Origin of the sequence: Bacillus sp. THAF10, from assembly GCF_009363695.1 — a bacterium.
Lineage (GTDB): Bacteria > Bacillota > Bacilli > Bacillales > Bacillaceae_I > Sutcliffiella_A.
The window spans coordinates 3,474,052-3,494,198 of record NZ_CP045403.1 but is presented as its reverse complement, the minus strand read 5'-3'; the positions used below and the strand labels follow the sequence as shown (position 1 = coordinate 3,494,198).

Here is a 20,147-nt window from a genome sequence, read left to right as displayed (position 1 = left end):
TTTATAGAAGTTAGTGGTTAATGCTGAACAGCAAAGGAATGTTGTAAAAAATCTTTTTACTTCTTGCAGTATCACTCCGCAACATACAAATCCTTGTTTGGGAAAGAGTATTGATATGAAAACATAATGACACTTTTTTAATTGAAGACCCTCTAAGTTTAAGAGGGTCTTTATATTTATTTTCAAAATAAACACTTCAACTAGAACGTGTGTTCGTTTTGTGTTACAATATTTGAGAGGTGATTTTATGGATGAATTAGATAAATACCGTAATATAAAGACGAACTTGTTAAGCGAGCAAAAAATAGTTTTAGTCTTTTTAGAAGTATTATCTGGAAGAAAAAAATCATTCCCGTCAGGTACATGGTTAAAAAAAATGAATATAATCATTGTTGTTCGATTTTTAGTGGAACAAAAGCTAAAGTTAAATAAGAAAGAGATTCCTAAAGTTTCTAGACAAGTATTATGTGACAACAAATTATTAGGAATTCTGAACCGTTTTTCATCTATACGTATGTTAATAATGTTTGTGTATAAAGATTGTTATAATGAAACAGATTTTGGTAGAGTTTCTAAGGGCTATTGGTCAATAAATGAAAACATCAAGAAACACTTTGAAAAATGCATGCAACGATATGGCTATACAAAGGAAAATGTTATCAAAAACATAACAATGGAATTAATATTAGAATGGGGTATGTCAAACGCACTTAAAAGAAATGGAAATTCACTTTTTAAATTAATTAATGCCATTTATCCAGGTGAATACACAGTCTTCGATTTTAAGAGTGTTCCTCAAGGTTTTTGGGACAATGCAGAAAATGCAAGAAAGAGAATTTTTGAAATGATAGAGACTGAAGATATTAGTTTTCATGAGATACCTACTAAGGTAACCCAAGAACTGTTAATTCGTTACCATTTTGGTACCCTTTTAAAAAGACACAAAGGCTCCTCATCTCAATTAATCTGTTCCTTATTCCCCGCTGATTTTAGCAAAGCACAATTCCGTAAAACTAATAGATATTGGAAAGATATCCAAAATGTAAGAACCACTATCAACTCTCTTCTAAAAGACCACAACATCCCTCATCAAGACATTCCAAAATATTTCACTAAGGCATTTTTCCAAGAACAAGGTCTATACGGTCTTATTCAAGAGTTTAATGCATCTCCCATTGAACTGGTTAACAAACTGTACCCAGGGCAATTTGAGGTGACAGAGTTCCAAAGAGTTCCTAATAGATATTGGTATAGCAAAGAAAATAGGATTCAAGCATTACGAACTTTTTGTGTCAAAAGAAATATCTACAGGGAGAACATTCCCAACTTAACACGTTCATATTTTCGTAAGGTTTTTCCTAGATTCATCAGTTTGGTTGATCGGCATTATGATAGTAAATTTCACCTGTGGATTATTGAATCGTTTCCGGAATATTCGTTTTCTCCTGAAGAATTTAGATTACATGTGGGAGTAGATGGTCAACTATGCGATTCAATGGAAGAGTTACAGATACACAATTTTCTATTGGAATGGTTAAAGGATGCGGAAGTTACAAGAGAAAAAACTAAATTCATAAATTCTGTAAGTGGTGAAGGATATTATCCTGATTGGATTATAGAGTTACAAGAGCAATCTATTATCGTTGAATATTTCGGCCTATTTCATAGTGATAAATACAAGGGGTATAAAGAAAAGTCTGAAAGAAAAATGCAATACTTTCAAAATTTAAAGGGGTATAAATTCCTTCCCATTTTTCCTGAAGACATCAAGAATATTGGGTATGAAAGTATAAAGAATAAATTTAAATCTTTACTTTAACTTTCAATAGTTCTTCCGATATTACTACTAGAGTAAACATTTCACGGAGGGGACCCGTATGCACATTTCGCCAATAGGTAGCATCTTAGATCCCGCATTCAAGGTACAAGTTAAGCAAGAAACGGTTTCAACAAAGATTGTAGATTCAATTACGGAAACGAAAAAGACTCATCCAGAGCAAAGTAAGCAACAGATGGAAACGATTGTGGATGGCATGAACGAGTTTATGAAGCCAATGAATGTTTCGGTTCGTTTTCAGCTTCATGATGAGTTGGAGGAATACTATGTGACAGTGGTGGATATTGCCACCGATGAAGTCATACGCGAGATTCCTTCGAAGAAATTTTTAGATATGTATGCAGCGATGACAGAATATATGGGGTTATTTGTAGATAAAAAGATTTAGGTGGTGAAATATATGCGTTTAACTGGATTTCAGAGTGGGTTAGATATTAATCAAATGGTAACGGACTTGATGAAGGCCCAGCGCATGCCAATGAACAAACTGACTCAGCAAAAGCAGTTGCTAGAGTGGAAACGAGACGAGTATCGCGAGGTAAATAGGCTCCTGAATGAGTTTAGCAATCAATCCTTTGATATGACTCTTCAGCGTACTTACTCTCAAAAGCAAGTCACATCAACGAATGATAAGGTGTCAGCAACAGCGGTTTCTAGTGCATCCAATGTTTCCTATACCCTTTCGAATGTTCAGGTTGCAACGGTCGCCACCAATGCATCAGCTTCATCTATGATGAGTGGAGCGGAAAAGCTTGATACTTCGAAAAGCTTATGGGAGCAGCGTGGAAATATTGCTAACTATAATACGCTTTCTCCAACCCTTCCACCAACTACTTTGGCAGCAGCAACAGACCGGATTCAAGTTGGAACAGGACTAGACCCTGCGGATATGTCATTAGTGAAAGTGAAAAATGTTGCAGGGGAAACCTTAACCTATACGATGGTCGATAGTATGGACAAGTTTGAGGCTGGAAAAAACCAAGCATTTTATGATGAAGCGACAGGTGACATCATTTTCAATAACACAATAGATGCTGGAACGGAAGTAGAAGTACCTGCAAACTATCGCTTCACGATTACCACCTATAATCAGGCTGGAGAGGCGGTTGATAACGAATTTAATTTCCATGCAGATACCACAATGGACGAAATCGTTTCAAAAATTAATGCTTCTCCTCTAGGATTAACTGCATTTTATGATGAGCATAATGGTGGATTAGTGTTAAGTAAGGGAGAAGCTGGCGATTTTAATAGCTCAGGGAATGAAATAGCGTTTCAAGGGGTATTTTTGACTGGTGTAATGAATCTCGATGAAACGAGAGAAAACGGCGGAACCGCTGCAAGTGTTACCATCAACGGAGTCACTACAAAGCGTAACTCTAATACCTTCACGATCAATGGTGTTACATTTAACTTAAAAGAAAACACGGCTGCTGGTGAGTCTGCTGTCATTAATGTAGCAAACGACACCGATCATACCTTCAACGCTGTGAAGGACTATTTAACAAAATACAATGAACTTATTGAAAAAATTAATGGTAAAATTGGTGAACCGGTTTACCGCGATTATAAACCTCTTTCTGATGAAGAGCAGGAATCTCTTTCAGAAAAACAGATCGAACAGTGGGAAGAAAAAGCAAAGAGTGGGATGCTGCGCAATGACTCTATCCTTTCTTCTGGGCTCGGGAAAATGCGGAATTCTCTCTATGAATCTGTTTCAGGGTTAAATGGGGCATTCAGTCAGCTTGCACAAATCGGTATTACGACAAGTGCAAACTATCTTGAAAAAGGCAAGCTTGTTATCGATGAAGACAAGCTTCGTACGGCAATTGCCGAAGACCCAAATTCAGTAATGCAGCTATTTACATCGAATGGGGAAAATGGCTCTGACCTAGGGATTGCTAGAAAGATGCGTGACGCGGCACGATCTACCATCAGTAGTGTTGAAGCGCGTGCAGGAAATGCCACCAGAACACAACAACAGTTTACCATTGGCCGCGAGCTCTTAAATGTCGACCAACGAATTTCCGCATTTGAACGTCGCATGCAAACAGTAGAGGACCGCTACTGGCGCCAATTCACTGCAATGGAAAAAGCCATCGGACAAGCAAATCAACAATCCACACAATTAATGAGTCAATTTTTCAGTGGCTGAACATAAGGAGTGAACAACAATGGCAATGAAAAATCCATATCAAGCCTACCAACAGAATTCAGTTAACACCGCTTCCCCTGGGGAGCTGACATTAATGCTATATAACGGCGCCTTAAAATTCATGAAGATGGCAAAAAAAGGGATAGAAGAAAAAAACATCGAGATGAAAAACACCAACTTAATTAAAGCGCAAAAAATTATTCAGGAGCTTATGGTGACGTTGGACACCTCCCAAGAGGTTGGTAAATCAATGATGATTATGTATGAATACATGCTCCGACGGTTAATTGATGCAAATGTTAAAAATGACGTCAAGGTTGTTGAAGAAGTCGAGAGTCATATGACCGATTTCCGTGACGCTTGGAAACAGGTAATTCAGACTTCCCGTCAGCAAGCTTTTGCGCAAGGTGGCCAAGCCTAATGGGCGTGGTAAAAAATTTAGAAAAAGTAACAATACATCTTTTAACTCTTTTAGAACGTCCGTTACCAAGTGAGGATGAAAAACGAGAATCCTTTATTGAAGAAATAGACAAAGTGTTGGAGCTTAGAGACCAACTCATTTCTACACTTTCTCCTCCTTTTTCTGAGGAAGAAATGATGATCGGTAAAAAGATTGCCTTAGCTAGTCAATCTATCCCCTCAAAATTGGAAGCATACCAAAAGCAGCTAAAAAAAGAATGGGGACAGGTCCAACAGTCTCGAAAATCAGTTCGTGCCTATGGGAAACCCTACAATGCTCCGACTGCTGATGGAATGTACTATGATAAACGGAACTAAAACCCTTAAAATTTTTTGAGGGTTTTTTCTTTTTAATCAAGAAAGTTTTACCAATGTCCTGCATATATTTGTTTCACCCCATCAGAATAGGCTTTTGACGGGTTCTTAAAATCTTCACATAAATTTTACGTTTAGGCAGGAATTCTGTTGGGTATTGTAGAAATATGTTTACATAGCTTTTAAATAAGCTTAACCTTCCGTTAACATTGGAAGGAATTTGTAGGCTGAATGTTTGGCGAGTTTATTGTCCAGACAGGAACAAAAGGAGGAGTTCGATTTATGAAGTACAACGTTCGCGGCGAAAACATTGAGGTAACTCCAGCAATCCGGGATTATGTAGAAAATAAGATCGGAAAGATTGAACGCTATTTTGATTCCACTGACAATGCAGAAAGTAAAGTAAACTTGAAAGTTTACAACAACCAACAAAAAATTGAAGTAACCATTCCTATGACAGGCCTTGTCTTACGAGCAGAAGAAAGTCACGAAGATTTATACGCAGCGATTGACCTTGTCGTAGATAAATTAGAAAGACAAATCCGAAAACATAAAACCAAGGTGAACCGTAAGCTGAGAGATACGGGATCGCCTAAATACTTGTTTAACGAAGTTATTGATAACGGTGCTCCAGCGAGTGTAGCGGTGGCGGATGAAGAAGACGAAGCAGATTTAGTTCGTACGAAGCGCTACAACTTGAAGCCAATGGATAGCGAGGAAGCCATCCTACAAATGAACTTACTTGGTCACAACTTCTTCGTATTCCTGAATGCGGAAACGAACGAAACAAATGTGGTGTACAAACGAAATGACGGAAAATATGGTTTAATTGAATCCTACTAATAAACAAGGGACCCTAACTATGGGTCCCTTTTAATATGGCCCTTGCTATGGTCCTTGCAAAATTTGCCTATGAATCATTTGTCTAAATTTCTTAGGAAATAATGTCGAAATAAAAAACTCTGCCACCTAAATAGGAAGCAGAGTTTTTTCAAAAATTATCTTAAAAGTTGCTCAACCACAAACTCAGGTACAGAAGCTTCTCCACCAAGAATCGTAAAGTTGTTGATATTGTAAGCTTCTACTACATCCATAGTAGCTTCAGGAGCTTCGTCAGGATTTACCAATAGTAAAGGAGATTCAAACATGCCTGCAAGTACAGATCCTGTTAATGCATCGGCAAATCCACGACCGTTCGCTACGTAAACGTAAGTTGGGTCCATTTCTAATTCTTCCATAACTAGCGCAGCAGTTTCATAGCGGTTTGCACCAGAAATACGATATGGATTTTTGAATTGTTTTTCTAGGCTTTTACCAACAGCTGCGTAACCACCAATTACAAGTGTGTTAGATGCATTTTTTAAAACTGTTTTTGTTGAAGCAGGAACCTTATCAGGAGCAACCAACAAAATTGGTAGATTATTCATTGCTGCATAAGGTGCAATGGAAAGAGCATCAGGGAAGTTTCTGCCACTTACGACTACTACTTCCTCATGTTTTGTGCCCATTTCATCTGCAATTTTCTTTGCAGTTTCATAGCGGTCAGCACCGGCAATACGTTTAACAGACATGTTTTTGCTTAATGCTTTTAGTTGATTTTCAACTTTTTTAGAAATTGCTGCCTCGCCACCAAGGATGACTACATTTTTTGCACCTAGACGTAGAATCTCGTCCTTTGTTGCAGCGTGCAAAGAATCTGGGCGAGTTAATAAGATTGGTGCATTTAGAGAGTAAGCAAGTGGTCCACCTGCAAGAGCATCAGGAAAGTTTAAACCGTTTGCAATGACAACTGTATCAGCTTCAAACCAAATAGATTCTGAAATAGCAACTGCTGTTTCAAATCTAGATTTACCTGAAAGGCGGTCAACGAATTTAGAACCATCATGGAAAATGGTTAAACCATCCTGATTCTCAAGTTCCTTAATAAGTGCAAGTGACGCTTCATTCAATGGATTTTCTGAAATATCAATGAAACCTTCTTTTACATCTTTCAATGGAGAAAGGTCTGTTATGTTGTTTCCGGAAAGGTCAAGTAAAACAGATTTTTTCCCTTTAAAAGCTGATAAATCTGAAATGTTGTTGTATGACAAGAAAAGGAATGTTTCAGAAAGACCAACCAATGGTTTAATGTTCTCGATAGCATTAAAGGAAAGGTCTAAAAATCCAATATTTGTTAGTTTTTGAAGAGGTGAAACATCTTTAATTTTGTTATTATCTAATGATACATACTCAAGGTTTGTCCCACGAGTCTCTAAACCTTGTAAACTAGTAATTCCATAATCCGTTGCATTTAGCTCGAAAAACTCAGCAAAGCTTTCCTCCGTTAGTGTGTCCACATCAAGGCTGTCTTTTACAGCAGTTTCGAGGTTCGCATCAGCAAAGTAAGAGCTGCTTGCATGGGTATAAGTTGCCCCCAAAGATGATAAAGCAAAAACAAAGGCTAGAACAACGACAAAAAATTTGCTTTTCAACACGTTTTGGTTCCTCCGATTTTGTCTAGTATTTTTTATGACAGATTGATTATAAAGGGAGTTTACTAAAAAAGGAATACAGAAAATTTTCTATCATTCGACAAAAATCTTCTTGACAAGTTCTAATTACAATGAAATATAGGACTTTGTGGGGCTTAGACTTGGCAATATGTTGTACCTCCCCCTAATAAGTGTTAAAATTTATATATTAAATTGGCTATACGACTATAGTTACAGAGGAGCGTTTGTATGCTTGGTTTACTGAATAAAGTATTTGATATGAATAAGCGTCAATTAAAGCGTTTGGATAAGATGGCAGATCAGATTGATTCCCTTAGTGGTGATGTAGCAAAATTAAGCGATGAGCAGCTACGTGAAAAAACGGCTGAATTTAAAGGTCGCTATGAAAAAGGGGAAAGTCTTGATGATTTGCTTGTGGAGGTTTTTGCGGTAGTCCGTGAAGCGTCTAAGCGTGTGTTGGGGCTTTATCCTTATAAAGTTCAGTTAATGGGGGGCGTTGCCTTACATGAAGGGAACATCTCCGAAATGAAAACTGGGGAAGGTAAAACGCTAACGGCGACCATGCCTGTTTACTTAAATGCAATCACTGGAAAAGGCGTCCATGTTGTTACGGTCAACGAATACTTGGCAAGCCGTGATGCGACGGAAATGGGACAGCTTTATGAATTCCTTGGTTTAACAGTTGGTCTTAACCTAAATGGTCTTTCCCGTGATGAAAAAATTGAAGCCTACAAGGCAGACATAACTTATGGAACAAATAACGAATTTGGCTTTGACTATCTTCGTGACAATATGGTGCTGTACAAGGAACAAATGGTACAACGCCCGCTTCACTATGCCATCATAGATGAGGTGGACTCCATTTTGATTGATGAAGCACGTACGCCATTGATTATTTCAGGTAGTGCTCAAAAATCAGCCAAGCTCTATCTGCAGGCAAATGCGTTTGCTCGCACGCTCGGGCAGGATGTGGACTACACGTATGATGTAAAAACAAAGGGAGTACAGCTAACAGAGGACGGTATTACGAAGGCGGAAAAAGCATTTGGTATTGAAAACCTTTATGATATTTCGAATGTTTCCATCAACCATCATATCAATCAAGCATTAAAAGCGCATGTCACGATGCAAAACGATGTGGATTATGTTGTTCAGGAAGGCGAGGTTGTCATTGTTGACCAGTTTACCGGTCGTTTAATGAAGGGACGTCGTTATTCTGATGGTCTGCACCAAGCAATTGAAGCTAAAGAAGGCTTAGATATCCAGAACGAAAGCATGACTCTTGCAACGATCACGTTCCAAAACTACTTCCGTATGTACGAAAAGCTTTCAGGGATGACTGGTACAGCGAAAACAGAGGAAGAAGAGTTCCGTAATATTTACAATATGAGCGTTGTTGCCATTCCTACAAATCAGGAAATCATTCGTGATGACCGTGCAGACCTTATCTTCAAAACAATTGAAGGTAAATTTAATGCCGTTGCCGATGATATTGCTGAGCGTAACAAAAATGGTCAGCCAGTACTAGTTGGTACCGTAGCGATTGAAACGTCGGAAGTGATTTCAAAATTACTTACGAAACGCGGCATTAAGCATAATGTTCTAAACGCAAAAAACCACGCACGTGAAGCGGATATTATTTTAGATGCAGGGCAAAAAGGTGCGGTCACCATCGCGACCAACATGGCCGGACGTGGTACCGATATTAAGCTTGGCGAAGGTGTGAAGGAAGTAGGCGGTCTTGCAGTTGTAGGTACTGAGCGTCATGAGTCCCGCCGTATTGATAATCAGCTTCGTGGTCGTTCTGGTCGTCAGGGAGACCCTGGTGTTACGCAATTCTACCTTTCAATGGAAGATGAGCTGATGCGTCGCTTTGGCTCTGACAACATGAAAACGATGATGGAACGTTTAGGGATGGATGATACCCAGCCTATCCAGAGTAAGATGGTGTCTCGTGCGGTAGAATCTGCTCAAAAACGTGTGGAAGGAAATAACTTTGATGCACGTAAGCAGCTTCTGCAATACGACGATGTTCTGCGTCAACAACGTGAAGTAATTTACAAGCAGCGTTTTGAAGTACTCGATTCTGAAAACCTTCGTGAAGTGGTGGAAAGAATGCTTGTTTCTGCTATTGAGCGTCAAGTGGGTCTTTACACGCCGAAAGATGAGGTGCCAGAGGATTGGAACCTGCAAGGAATCATCGATTATGTGGATGCAAACCTTCTTGAAGAGGGCGATGTTACACTAAACAATATTCGTGGTAAAGAGCCAGAGGAAATTTCAGAAATTATTATTGAAAAAGTTAAGATGCGCTACAGTGAAAAAGAGCTTGAGCTTTCTCCTGAGCAAATGCGCGAATTTGAGAAAGTTGTTGTCTTGCGTGCAGTGGATAGCAAGTGGATGGATCATATCGATGCGATGGATCAGCTTCGTCAAGGTATTCACCTGCGTGCATACGGACAAATCGACCCGCTCCGTGAATATCAATTTGAAGGCTTTGCAATGTTTGAAGCCATGATTGCAGCGATAGAGGAAGATGTGGCGAAGTATGTGATGAAAGCGCAAATCCGCAACAACCTAAAGCGTGAAGAAGTGGCGAAAGGCCAAGCGGTGCAACCGAAAGAAGGCGGCGGAGAGCCTCCTAAGAAAAAGCCAATGAAGAAAGCAATGGATGTTGGCCGTAATGACGCATGCATTTGTGGAAGTGGCAAAAAATATAAAAACTGCTGCGGCAAATAACCAAAGCAGCTAAGAAAAGTGGGGCTAATTAAGCTCTGCTTTTCTTTTTCCTAGGTACTTTTTTATTTCATTTAAATACGATATGATAAGGTATTAGTTGCCCTGTCAGAAAACACAGGAAAGAAATTATGAGGTGAAGGAAATGGAATTAGTAGAAATTCGGCACGAGTTAGAAAAAATGGCTAAGCGATTAGTTGAATTTAGGGGGTCCCTTTGACTTAGAGGCAAAGGAACGCCGTATTGCAGAGTTAGATAATGAAATGTCCAATCCGGAATTTTGGAACAATCAAAATGAGGCTCAAGCGATAATTAATGAAGCAAATGCAATGAAAGAACCAGTAGCGCAGTTTCATGAATTAAGCGAGAACTATGAAAACCTGCAGTTAACATATGAGCTTGTAAAAGAAGAGCCAGATGCTGACCTTCAAGCAGAACTGGCAAGTGAGATAAAAACGGTAGCTGAAGATTTTAATAAATTTGAGCTTCAATTATTACTAAGTGGCGAGCATGATAAAAACAATGCCATTTTAGAACTGCACCCAGGAGCAGGTGGTACGGAATCGCAGGACTGGGGCTCCTTGCTCCTTCGCATGTACACGCGCTGGGCAGAGCGTAAAGGCTTTAAAGTCGAAACACTCGATTACCTTCCAGGTGATGAAGCTGGTATCAAGAGTGTTACCTTGTTAATCAAAGGGCATAACGCCTATGGATATTTAAAAGCAGAAAAAGGTGTACACCGCCTTGTGCGCATCTCGCCGTTTGACTCCTCCGGGCGCCGTCATACTTCCTTTGTCTCCTGTGAAGTAATGCCGGAATTTGATGACAATATTGAAATTGATATTCGCACAGAAGACTTGAAAATTGATACGTATCGCGCAAGTGGTGCGGGTGGACAGCACATCAACACCACCGACTCTGCTGTTCGTATCACTCACACGCCAACAGGAGTAGTCGTAACCTGCCAAACGGAACGTTCGCAAATTAAGAACCGTGAGCGTGCGATGAAAATGTTGCAGGCTAAACTTTATCAAAAGAAGCTGGATGAGCAACAAGCGGAGCTCGATGAAATTCGTGGCGAACAAAAAGATATCGGCTGGGGCTCGCAAATCCGTTCTTACGTGTTCCATCCATATTCTATGGTAAAAGATCATCGAACAAGTTTCGAGGTCGGTAATACGCAAGCAGTGATGGACGGCGATTTAGATCCATTCATTGATGCATATTTGCGTTCAAAATTGTAATAGGAGATATAACACCCTTTAGCATTTTGCTTAAGGGTGTTTTTTCTGTCTTCGCATATCCCCACTTCAATAGGAAAAACTAAGTACAAACCATCACAACCCTTATTATTTAACGCTTTACCACGTTATATCAATGCCATTTACACCCGCATGAACCCGTGCTATACTCTTGCTCGTTATGTGTTAAAAATGCTTCTTTGGAGGTTCATCAACGTGAGTCGTAAAAATAGAAATGGGTATACAGTAAATCCTCTATATCAGCGTGTAAAAGAATATACATATGTTATCCTCGGTTCTGCCATTGTGGCTTTGGCGTTTAACTTGTTCTTGCTACCTAACAGGGTTGCTTCTGGTGGAGTAAGTGGAATCAGTACCATACTCGATGCTGTCATTGGCTGGGAGCCAGGGATTGTGCAATTGTGCTTTAATATTCCTCTTTTCTTAGCAGGGGTATTTTTATTAGGAAAGCAGTTTGGACTAAAGACCTTAGTAGGAACCATTACTTTACCGCTCATCGTTCTTTGGACAAGTGGAATGGACCCTGCTACAAAGGACCCGCTACTCGGTAGTTTATTTGGTGGAATCGGGGTCGGACTCGGTTTAGGTCTTGTTTTTCGTGGGCGTGCATCCACTGGGGGAACAGACCTTGCTGCGCAAATCATTCACAAGTATACAGGCTTGACGCTTGGTGCATGTGTGGCAATTATTGATGGCCTTATCGTCATTTCATCTGCATTTGTGTTTAATTTAGAGCTTGGAATGTATGCATTGATTGGTCTCTTTGTGACAAGTAAAACGATTGATTTTGTTCAGGTAGGTCTTGGTTATTCGAAAATGGCAATCATCATTACCAAGCAAGAAGCAGAAGTAAAAGCTGCAATTCTTACGAAAATTGACAGAGGAGTTACGAAGCTCTCTGCATATGGCGGTTATACAGAAACGGAACTTCCTGTTTTAATGTGTGTGGTGGACCAAACAGAATTCACAAAATTGAAACAAGTGGTGCGCACCATTGACCCGTCTGCCTTTGTCGTTGTAACGAACGCTTCTGAGGTACTTGGAGAGGGTTTTAAAAGAGAGTAATTAGGTTATAATATAACCATTCTTGGTAATAATTACATCTCTGAATGGGGGACTTATCTTTGAAAAAGTACTTTATGGCATTTGTTTTAGGCACATCCTTAATTACTTTAGCTGCTTGTGGTGGCGGTGGAAATGAAGGCAAGGAAACATCAGGTGACGGCGAGTTCGCGATGGTAGAAAATGCTGAAGCAGAAGAGCTGTTTAATCAAAGCTGTATTGGCTGTCACGGCGGAAACATGGAGGGTGGTAGCGGACCAAGCCTTCAAAAAGTCGGCAGTAAATATAGTGAGGAAGAAATTAAAAACATCATTTTAAATGGTAAAGGATCTATGCCGGTAGTAATTAATGATGAAAATGAAGCGGCAACACTTGCAGGCTGGTTAGCAGAGCATAAATAAGCGAAAAGAATGGACTTTCCGACAAAACGGAAGGTCCTAATTTTTTTGCTTCGCTTTTTTCTAAAAGCTTGTTGCTATTAAACTAGGAAAAAATCCGCTTTTAGACTTTTTCCAGTTATTATTAGAAGAAAAGTTGCCACATAATTAAAACTTCCTCTACGAAAAGAGCACGACAGCAATGTCGATTACGTGTTGCTTAACTTTACGCAGTAGCAACAAAGTTTACGAAAACAGCCTTTTGCTTGAATGAAACTCTCTCTCTTTTTCCGTTGAAAACCGACATTATATTTCGACACCTTTCCTAAAAACAGGAAACAACCCCCTCTATTTCCAATGTTATATCAGAAATGAAAAGAAACTGTAATAATAAATACTCTTATTTTGTCGAAATAGATGCTATAATAATAGAGTGAATTTATGCGGAAATTTTAGTTTTAATATACATACGCAATGACGAAATGCGGTATATGGAGATTTCCCTTATTGCTTTTACATACATCCCAAGGAGAAAAATGTCGAAACGCTGGGATTTGCAATGAGATTCAAATTTTTACCCAAAAGGTGATTAAATGATTGAAATGCAAGATGTTTTTAAAAAATACCCAAACGGCGTACAAGCTGTGGATGGTATCAATATAAAAATTAAACCAGGCGAGTTTGTTTATGTAGTGGGACCGAGTGGAGCAGGAAAGTCCACCTTCATCAAAATGATGTACCGTGAAGAAAAACCAACTAGCGGAAGCATTATTATAGATGGAGTAAATCTTTCAAAGCTTAAAGAAAAGCGAGTTCCAATTTTAAGAAGAAACATCGGAGTTGTCTTTCAGGACTTCAAGCTTTTACCGCAGCTAACGGTTTATGAAAATGTAGCTTTTGCGCTTGAGGTAATTGAAGAAAGCCCGAAAAATATTAAGAAGCGTGTAATGGAAGTGTTAGACCTTGTAAAGCTCAAGCACAAGGCCCGTCATCTTCCAAATGAGCTTTCAGGTGGAGAACAGCAACGTATCTCTATCGCACGTTCCATTGTAAATAACCCAAAAGTGATGATTGCCGATGAGCCAACAGGGAACCTTGATCCTGACACATCATGGGAAATTATGAGCATATTTGAAGAAATCAACAACAAAGGCACAACAATAGTAATGGCTACGCACAACAGAGAGATTGTTAACACCATCAAGAAGCGTGTAATTGCAATTGAAAATGGAAGGATCGCGCGTGACCAGGCAGAGGGGGACTATGGTTATGAAGCCTAGAACTCTGTCAAGGCACCTAAAGGAAAGCGGAAAAAGCTTGGCGCGTAATGGCTGGATGACCTTTGCATCCGTCAGTGCTGTAACGGTAACACTTTTGCTTGTTGGTGTATTTCTTGTCCTGATGATGAACTTGAATAATGTTGCATCTGAAATTGAAAATGATGTACAAATCAAAGTTCATATTGATCTAACGGCAGAAAAAGCTGATCAAGACAAATTGAGAGAGCAAATCACCAATTTATCCGAAGTAGAAACAGTAGATTTCTCTTCTAAAGAAAATGAGCTAAAAAGCTTAGTGGACAGCTTTGGTGAGGATGGCAGTGCGTTTGAACTGTTTGAACAGAATAACCCGCTGTACGATGTCTTTATCGTAAAAACCTCCACTCCTCAAGACACCATAAAGGTTGCAAAAAAAATTGACAGCTTTGACCATACCCATAAGGTCATTTATGGAGCGGAAACGGTAGAAAGACTTTTCAAAGTGTTTGAGATTGCAAGAAACATAGGACTTGCCCTCATTCTTGGCCTTGTTTTTACCGCGATGTTCTTAATATCCAACACCATTAAGATTACTATTTTTGCAAGAAGAAAAGAAATTGAAATTATGAAGCTTGTTGGAGCAACAAACGGATTTATCCGTTGGCCATTTTTCTTAGAAGGGTTGTGGCTGGGAGTTCTGGGATCTCTTGTTCCTATTGGACTTATCCTAACATCCTACTATTATTTAATAGATTTAATACAACCAAGAGTGCAAGGCACATTTATTCAATTACTTCCTTTCTACCCATTTGCATTCCAGGTCATTGCCATACTGGTGGCGATTGGAGCATTTATCGGTGTTTGGGGAAGTATGATGTCTGTTCGCAAATTCCTAAAGGTATAGATTTATCAAATAAAAAGAGATTCTTCAGGGGCGGGGTTGCTCCTGAAGAAGGGATTTAAGCTTAGGGGGAAGTAAGGGATGAGAAGAAAGTTTGGTATCGTTGCTATTGCCGCAGTTATTGGCTTTTCTGGATTTTTCTCTTCCGGTCTAACAGAAAAGGTATCTGCCAATGAAATGCAGGAACGACTGGAAGATGTAAAAAAGCAAAGATGGAACAATGATTCTACTAAATCGAAAAAACAAGAAGAGGTAAAAGAGCTTGAAGCTGAGAAAAAAGATCTCGAGCAAGAAATTAAGCGCTTAGACCTAGCTGTTTCTGAGACAAAAGGTAAAATCAGTGCCAAAAAAGAAGAAATCGACACAACTCGTAAGGAAATTGAAAAGTTAAAAGAAGAAATCAAGGTCCTTAAAGAAAGAATTGAAAAGAGAAATGAGCTTCTAGAAGATCGCGCTCGTTCCTTCCAAGAGGGTGGAGGAGCCGTAAACTATTTAGATGTTTTACTAGGTGCACAAAGCTTTGGTGATTTTATTGACCGTGTTGGAGCGGTAGCAACCATTGTACAAGCAGATCGTGATATTCTAAAAGCTCATCAAGATGACTTGAAGCTACTTGAAGAAAAAGAGCAAGAAGTCCGGGAACAATTATTGTCCCTTGAACAACAATTAGTCGATTTAGAAAATATGGAAGCTGAGCTGCAAAGCCAAATCAAAGAAAAAGATAAAGTAATGCACAAGCTTGTTATTAAAGTGGAAGAAACACAATCACAAATTTATGAATTAGAAAACGAAGCAGAAGTACTTGCTGCTCAAGAAAAAGCAATTCGTGCGGAAATTAAGGCAGCAGAAGAAAGAGCGAGAAGAGAAGCAGAAGAGCGCAGAAAAGCAGAAGAACGCAGAAAAGCGGAAGAAGCTGCAGCACGTGCCAAACAAGCAAACTCTGGTGGTTCTTCAAGTCCAGAAACAGTTTCTTCTCCACCACCAGCACCATCCAATAGTACGTGGATTCGTCCAGCTACAGGCAGAGTATCTGACTCATTTGGTACTCGTGGAGGAAATCACTTTGGAGTAGATATTAGTAAAAGAGGTCAACCAGGCGCTGTTCCTATTGTAGCTTCAGCTCCAGGAACGATCTTCCAATCCTATTATTCTGACTCCTATGGATATGTAGTATTCATCACGCATTACATCAATGGCCAAACGTGGACAACTGTGTATGCCCACTTGGAAGCTCAAGGCTTACCAGCTGGTACAAGCGTGTCACAGGGTCAAACAATTGGATATATGGGGAACACTGGTTTCTCCACAGGTCCTCACTTACACTTTGAGCTTCACAAAGGCTCTTGGAACGGATCAAAATCCAACGCAGTTAACCCTGCTCACTACATTAATTTCTAATATTGTGTTGCCAAAAGCACGATTAACAAAACACAACTTTGTCATACCGAGTGACAAAGTTGTGTTTTTTTTTGACTAACAGTGATGGAATTTTAAAGGAATAATTTGGCCTCTGATTTCCCCACCCAGATTTTGTTCCGTATGAACATTTACATACGTTTTCTTTTTTTCCATAGCTTTGATTAAATCTTTTACAGAATCGATTCCTTCATCGTTTGGTACAATGTCCTCATCTGTGATTATTCCGGTAACAACCCCTCGTCGTGTCGAAATGCCATTTTGTTCCGCAAGTGTAGCCAAATCAGCGCCAAAGAGGAATGCTAGGACAGGTCCATTTACTCCACGATTTCCAAAATGGATGTGTGCCTGGACAAAGTTTTCTATATCATTAACTTCCAGATAAAACTTCAATTTATCTCTTTTTTTATTGGCCACAAATTTTGCAATACCAAATGCTCTCGTTCGAACAGGTGGCACTTCTTCTTCGCCTCTCAATCTAGCAATAAAAAATTTCAGCATAGAATCACCTCCATTCTGGTAGATAATATAGTTTATGTAAGTAGATTTGATATGTATAGGTGTAGATACTAGTACTAGTGAATATCTTATTTTTTTGCTATAGAAAAGAAGACTTGGGGAAATGCTAAGAACGGATAAAATGCATCAAAAATGGTTTTATTTAAAAAAGAAAAAGAGAGTTAATAGTGTTTTGTTACTAGTTAGTGTAAAAGCATAATATTGTACACATAATACGTACAAGCATCACATATAATAGCCATTACAAAGGCATTACACTAATCTGTGTAATGCCTTTTGTTGCAATTTGAACGTGGCCAGAATCCCTACATAATATAATAATTTCCAACCATCAACTTGCTATGGTACAATTGCGTCATATCAAATGTTCGGTATGTGGTAAAGGATGAGGAGGAGCTTTCATGAATCGCAAACTAGTTGCAGTATTAATGGTTTTATCAATTTTTATTGGTGCAGCAGGGATGTATGCTGGTATTCAGTGGCTTGGGCATGACTCAGCAGCTGCCGTGCCAACGGAGCAAAATCCCTTAACAAACGACTCGGAGCAGGCAGCCCCAAAGGAATCGCCAAAACAGATAGCCGAGAACATGGAAAAAATACAAAAGGCCTATGAAATTATCTCTTCTCGCTATGTGGAAGAAACAGAATCAGATAAGTTAATTGAAGGTGCCATTCAGGGTATGGTTGACCAACTAGAGGACCCATACTCTGTTTATATGGATAAAGATACAGCCGAGCAATTCACGCAGTCACTGGAATCCTCCTTTGAAGGTATTGGAGCAGAGGTTGGCATGCAAAATGGGAAGGTCACCATCGTCTCACCATTTAAGGGCTCACCTGCTGAGAAAGCAGGGTTACAGCCAAACGATCAAATACTAAAAGTGGATGAGGAAGATATTGAAGGATTAGACTTGTATCAAGCTGTTTTAAAAATACGAGGCAAAAAAGGTACAGTTGTTACCCTTCAGATTCAACGTCCAGGTGTGCAAGAGCCTTTTAATGTGGAAGTGACCCGTGATACCATTCCAATTGAAACAGTATACTCTGATACGTACGAACAAGATGGGAAAAAGGTAGGCTACATCCAAATTACCTCCTTCTCTCAAGATACAGGGGAAGATTTTAAGAAGCAGCTAGCCGCTCTTGAAGAGCAAAATATTGATGGGCTTGTCATTGATGTGCGCGGAAACCCAGGTGGACTTTTAGATCAGGTCCAAATGATGGCTTCTGAGCTAGTTACAAAAGATAAGCCATATGTGCAAATTGAACAACGTGATGGAGAAAAGCAGCGTTTCTTCTCTTCGCTAACAGAGAAAAAGCCATATGAAATTGTCACGCTTATTGACAAAGGTAGTGCATCCGCCTCTGAAATCCTTGCCGGTGCTTTAAAAGAAGCAGGGGGATATGATATCGTCGGGGAGGCATCCTTTGGTAAAGGAACCGTCCAACAAGCACTAGACCTTGGAGACGGAAGCAATTTAAAGCTAACACTCTACAAATGGCTAACACCTGACGGAAACTGGATTCATAAGGAAGGTGTCAAACCTACCGTTGAAGTGAAGCAGCCGGAATACTTCTATGCAAATCCGATTAGCTTGGAAGAGGATGAAGTACTAGCGCTAGATACAAACAGTGAAAAAGTGAAAAATGTCCAGGTGATGCTAAAGGGCCTTGACTTTGATCCAGGGCGTGAGGATGGCTACTTCAATAAAGGAACAGAAGACGCCGTGAAGAAATTCCAATCAGAAAATGACCTCACACCTTCAGGAAAGGTCGACAGCAAAACAGCTGAACAGCTACAGGCAAAGCTACTGGATGCCGTGCGAGCGAAGGAAAACGATGTTCAGCTACTCGAAGCAATGAAGACACTCTTTAAATAATTTGTTTCATGCCAGTCCCGCCTATGTTGGGGCTGGCTTTTTTATGATAAAATAATAAGAAAAGTTTGCATGTTTAGGTGGTGATTCACAAATGGAATCATGGTTATGGGAAGCACTTATAGGGATAGGCCGTTTCTTTATCCACCCTGTTGTATATGTCACGTTGGCCTTAGCAGTCATGCTTGGCTATTATCGTGTAAAAAGAGAACGCTATGATTTTCATATTAGAATAGAATACGGACTCACAGAGTTCCAAAAAGCATGTAAAAGTCTCATAGTGGGACTAGCCCTTTCAATAATCACAATAGGACTTGGCGTGATTCTTCCATTTGGGACCATTGCTATCATAAGCATCTTTACGATTGTATTTACTCTTTTCATTAAGCCTCGTTGGCTGTCTACCGCATACATATTTGGATTTAGCTTATTTGCGGTTATTTTGTTGCCGAGCTTGAAGGTTAGCAATTCATTCCTACAAAGTCTCTTCGCTTCAATTGAAGAAACACATTTACCAACCTTTGTAATATTGTTGGGAATTCTCATGGTTGTAGAAGGTATATTGATTCGAAAGCAAGCACCGTATCAAACCTCGCCAAAGCTGTTTCGAAGTAAGCGCGGACTTCCTGTTGGGGCACATATAGTCCAGCGTGTATGGGTTTTGCCATTGTTTTTATTTGTTCCAGTTAGCAATAACGGCGTGGAATCTGCTTTCACCTGGTGGCCGGTGCTTCAGATGGGTGAACATACGTTGGCAGTTTGGCTTGTCCCATTTAGCATGGGCTTTTACCAACAGCTAAAAGCAAGCCTACCAGTGCAAGCTGTTCCAGCAATGGGAAGCCAGCTTATCCTTTTAAGTGTACTTGTGCTACTAACTGGGATTGGTAGTTACTGGTGGGAAAATGCAGCCATTTTAGCTGCTGTTCTTGCTGTTTTCGGCCGAGAGTGGCTTTATTACAAAGCAAAAGCTGCGGATGATAAGCAAAACCCAATTTTTGTTCAACGAGATCATGGCTTAGTCATTCTCGGAGTCATTCCTGGAACGCCTGCAGAAAAAATGCATCTCCATATTGGCGAAATCATAACAAAGGTAAATAATGTTCCTGTCAATAGCGTCACAGGCTTTTATGAAGCACTTCAGCATAACAGAGCATTTTGTAAGCTACAAGTCGTCGATACAAATGGCGAAGCACGTTTCGCACAAACCGCACTTTATGAAGGTGATCATCATGAATTAGGACTTCTCTTTGTTCAAGAAGGGAAGAAGTGGAAACGAACGGAAGTAAGTTAAAAGTAAAGAATTAGAAAAATTCTCTTTTCAGATTATCAATTAAACGCGGCGGGCGCTTGAACCAGCCGCGTTTTTTTATGTTTATGGAAACTATACTGGCAGCTAGATTTTCAGCAATAAGGTTAGAGTAATTATCATCATGTTTAGAATGGAAAGTTCTGCTTCTGAAATGGAATAAAAAAACAGCAC

Annotated in this window: 17 protein-coding genes; 15 read left to right on the top strand and 2 right to left on the bottom strand. The window is 39.7% G+C overall.

Features of this window, described 5'->3' with window-relative positions; translation table 11 throughout:
• Positions 1 to 247: 247 nt before the first annotated feature.
• The 6 genes from FIU87_RS18040 (at position 248) to raiA (ending at position 5,609) form a co-directional block, all read left to right on the top strand.
• Entirely contained in the window at positions 248 to 1,819 is a 1,572-nt protein-coding gene (locus FIU87_RS18040) for a DUF4046 domain-containing protein (protein ID WP_152445855.1), read from the top strand.
• Positions 1,820 to 1,877: 58 nt separating this feature from the next.
• Entirely contained in the window at positions 1,878 to 2,225 is a 348-nt protein-coding gene (gene flaG / locus FIU87_RS18035) for a flagellar protein FlaG (protein ID WP_152445854.1), read from the top strand.
• A 12-nt stretch (positions 2,226 to 2,237) separates the two neighbouring features.
• Positions 2,238 to 3,992, top strand: coding sequence for a flagellar hook-associated protein 2 (locus FIU87_RS18030; protein WP_152445853.1), 1,755 nt, complete (start codon positions 2,238 to 2,240; stop codon positions 3,990 to 3,992).
• 19 nt (positions 3,993 to 4,011) lie between these two features.
• Entirely contained in the window at positions 4,012 to 4,413 is a 402-nt protein-coding gene (gene fliS, locus FIU87_RS18025) for a flagellar export chaperone FliS (RefSeq protein ID WP_152445852.1), read from the top strand.
• A complete protein-coding gene (locus FIU87_RS18020; protein ID WP_152445851.1) occupies positions 4,413 to 4,769 on the top strand; it encodes a flagellar protein FliT in 357 nt (118 codons plus the stop codon). Before fliS ends, FIU87_RS18020 begins: the two co-directional genes overlap by 1 nt.
• Positions 4,770 to 5,048: 279 nt before the next feature.
• Positions 5,049 to 5,609: a ribosome hibernation-promoting factor, HPF/YfiA family gene (gene raiA, locus FIU87_RS18015; RefSeq protein WP_152445850.1), complete on the top strand. Its 561-nt coding sequence runs from the start codon at positions 5,049 to 5,051 to the stop codon at positions 5,607 to 5,609.
• Positions 5,610 to 5,764: 155 nt separating this feature from the next.
• Here the strand turns inward: raiA and FIU87_RS18010 are convergent, their stop codons facing one another.
• Positions 5,765 to 7,240, bottom strand: coding sequence for a cell wall-binding repeat-containing protein (locus FIU87_RS18010; protein WP_152445849.1), 1,476 nt, complete (start codon positions 7,238 to 7,240; stop codon positions 5,765 to 5,767).
• A 246-nt stretch (positions 7,241 to 7,486) separates the two neighbouring features.
• Here FIU87_RS18010 and secA point away from each other — a divergent pair, with 246 nt between their 5' ends.
• The 7 genes from secA to FIU87_RS17975 all read left to right on the top strand — a co-directional run bounded on the left by secA (position 7,487) and on the right by FIU87_RS17975 (position 16,253).
• Positions 7,487 to 9,997: a preprotein translocase subunit SecA gene (gene secA, locus FIU87_RS18005; protein WP_152445848.1), complete on the top strand. Its 2,511-nt coding sequence runs from the start codon at positions 7,487 to 7,489 to the stop codon at positions 9,995 to 9,997.
• 142 nt (positions 9,998 to 10,139) lie between these two features.
• Positions 10,140 to 11,238, top strand: a protein-coding gene (gene prfB, locus FIU87_RS18000; RefSeq protein ID WP_152445847.1) for a peptide chain release factor 2 whose coding sequence is annotated in 2 segments (ribosomal slippage) — positions 10,140 to 10,211 and positions 10,213 to 11,238 — 1,098 coding nt in all. Because the reading frame shifts where the segments join, the coding sequence is not laid out codon by codon here.
• A 213-nt stretch (positions 11,239 to 11,451) separates the two neighbouring features.
• Positions 11,452 to 12,321, top strand: a complete 870-nt coding sequence (locus FIU87_RS17995) for a YitT family protein (RefSeq protein WP_172971101.1) — start codon at positions 11,452 to 11,454, stop codon at positions 12,319 to 12,321.
• 44 nt (positions 12,322 to 12,365) lie between these two features.
• Positions 12,366 to 12,719, top strand: a complete 354-nt coding sequence (cccB, locus tag FIU87_RS17990) for a cytochrome c551 (protein ID WP_301538636.1) — start codon at positions 12,366 to 12,368, stop codon at positions 12,717 to 12,719.
• Between the two features lie 569 nt (positions 12,720 to 13,288).
• Positions 13,289 to 13,975 (top strand): cell division ATP-binding protein FtsE, encoded by a 687-nt coding sequence (gene ftsE / locus FIU87_RS17985; protein ID WP_152445845.1) that lies wholly within the window; start codon positions 13,289 to 13,291, stop codon positions 13,973 to 13,975.
• Complete coding sequence (gene ftsX / locus FIU87_RS17980; protein ID WP_152445844.1) at positions 13,965 to 14,858, top strand: permease-like cell division protein FtsX; 894 nt, start codon at positions 13,965 to 13,967, stop codon at positions 14,856 to 14,858. The genes ftsE and ftsX overlap by 11 nt, the downstream gene beginning before the upstream one ends.
• A 78-nt stretch (positions 14,859 to 14,936) precedes the next feature.
• Entirely contained in the window at positions 14,937 to 16,253 is a 1,317-nt protein-coding gene (locus FIU87_RS17975) for a murein hydrolase activator EnvC family protein (protein ID WP_152445843.1), read from the top strand.
• A 75-nt stretch (positions 16,254 to 16,328) separates the two neighbouring features.
• On the opposite strand, the gene FIU87_RS17970 is transcribed toward FIU87_RS17975, so the two are convergent.
• On the bottom strand, positions 16,329 to 16,772 hold the full coding sequence (locus FIU87_RS17970; protein WP_152445842.1) for a CHRD domain-containing protein: 444 nt from the start codon (positions 16,770 to 16,772) through the stop codon (positions 16,329 to 16,331).
• A gap of 419 nt (positions 16,773 to 17,191) precedes the next feature.
• Between FIU87_RS17970 and FIU87_RS17965 the strand changes: the two genes are divergently transcribed.
• Positions 17,192 to 18,670, top strand: a complete 1,479-nt coding sequence (locus FIU87_RS17965) for a S41 family peptidase (RefSeq protein WP_152445841.1) — start codon at positions 17,192 to 17,194, stop codon at positions 18,668 to 18,670.
• A 91-nt stretch (positions 18,671 to 18,761) separates the two neighbouring features.
• On the top strand, positions 18,762 to 19,958 hold the full coding sequence (locus tag FIU87_RS17960) for a PDZ domain-containing protein (RefSeq protein WP_152445840.1): 1,197 nt from the start codon (positions 18,762 to 18,764) through the stop codon (positions 19,956 to 19,958).
• Positions 19,959 to 20,147 lie beyond the last annotated feature (189 nt).

Coding starts and splice junctions, on each gene's coding strand:
- FIU87_RS18030 (WP_152445853.1), top strand. CDS start 2,238: ATGCGTTTAACTGGATTTCAGAGTGGGTTAGATATTAATCAAATGGTA.
- FIU87_RS17970 (WP_152445842.1), bottom strand. CDS start 16,772: ATGCTGAAATTTTTTATTGCTAGATTGAGAGGCGAAGAAGAAGTGCCA.
- FIU87_RS17960 (WP_152445840.1), top strand. CDS start 18,762: ATGGAATCATGGTTATGGGAAGCACTTATAGGGATAGGCCGTTTCTTT.
- raiA (WP_152445850.1), top strand. CDS start 5,049: ATGAAGTACAACGTTCGCGGCGAAAACATTGAGGTAACTCCAGCAATC.
- FIU87_RS18040 (WP_152445855.1), top strand. CDS start 248: ATGGATGAATTAGATAAATACCGTAATATAAAGACGAACTTGTTAAGC.
- FIU87_RS17965 (WP_152445841.1), top strand. CDS start 17,192: ATGAATCGCAAACTAGTTGCAGTATTAATGGTTTTATCAATTTTTATT.
- cccB (WP_301538636.1), top strand. CDS start 12,366: ATGGGGGACTTATCTTTGAAAAAGTACTTTATGGCATTTGTTTTAGGC.
- secA (WP_152445848.1), top strand. CDS start 7,487: ATGCTTGGTTTACTGAATAAAGTATTTGATATGAATAAGCGTCAATTA.
- flaG (WP_152445854.1), top strand. CDS start 1,878: ATGCACATTTCGCCAATAGGTAGCATCTTAGATCCCGCATTCAAGGTA.
- ftsX (WP_152445844.1), top strand. CDS start 13,965: ATGAAGCCTAGAACTCTGTCAAGGCACCTAAAGGAAAGCGGAAAAAGC.
- ftsE (WP_152445845.1), top strand. CDS start 13,289: ATGATTGAAATGCAAGATGTTTTTAAAAAATACCCAAACGGCGTACAA.
- FIU87_RS18020 (WP_152445851.1), top strand. CDS start 4,413: ATGGGCGTGGTAAAAAATTTAGAAAAAGTAACAATACATCTTTTAACT.
- fliS (WP_152445852.1), top strand. CDS start 4,012: ATGGCAATGAAAAATCCATATCAAGCCTACCAACAGAATTCAGTTAAC.
- FIU87_RS17975 (WP_152445843.1), top strand. CDS start 14,937: ATGAGAAGAAAGTTTGGTATCGTTGCTATTGCCGCAGTTATTGGCTTT.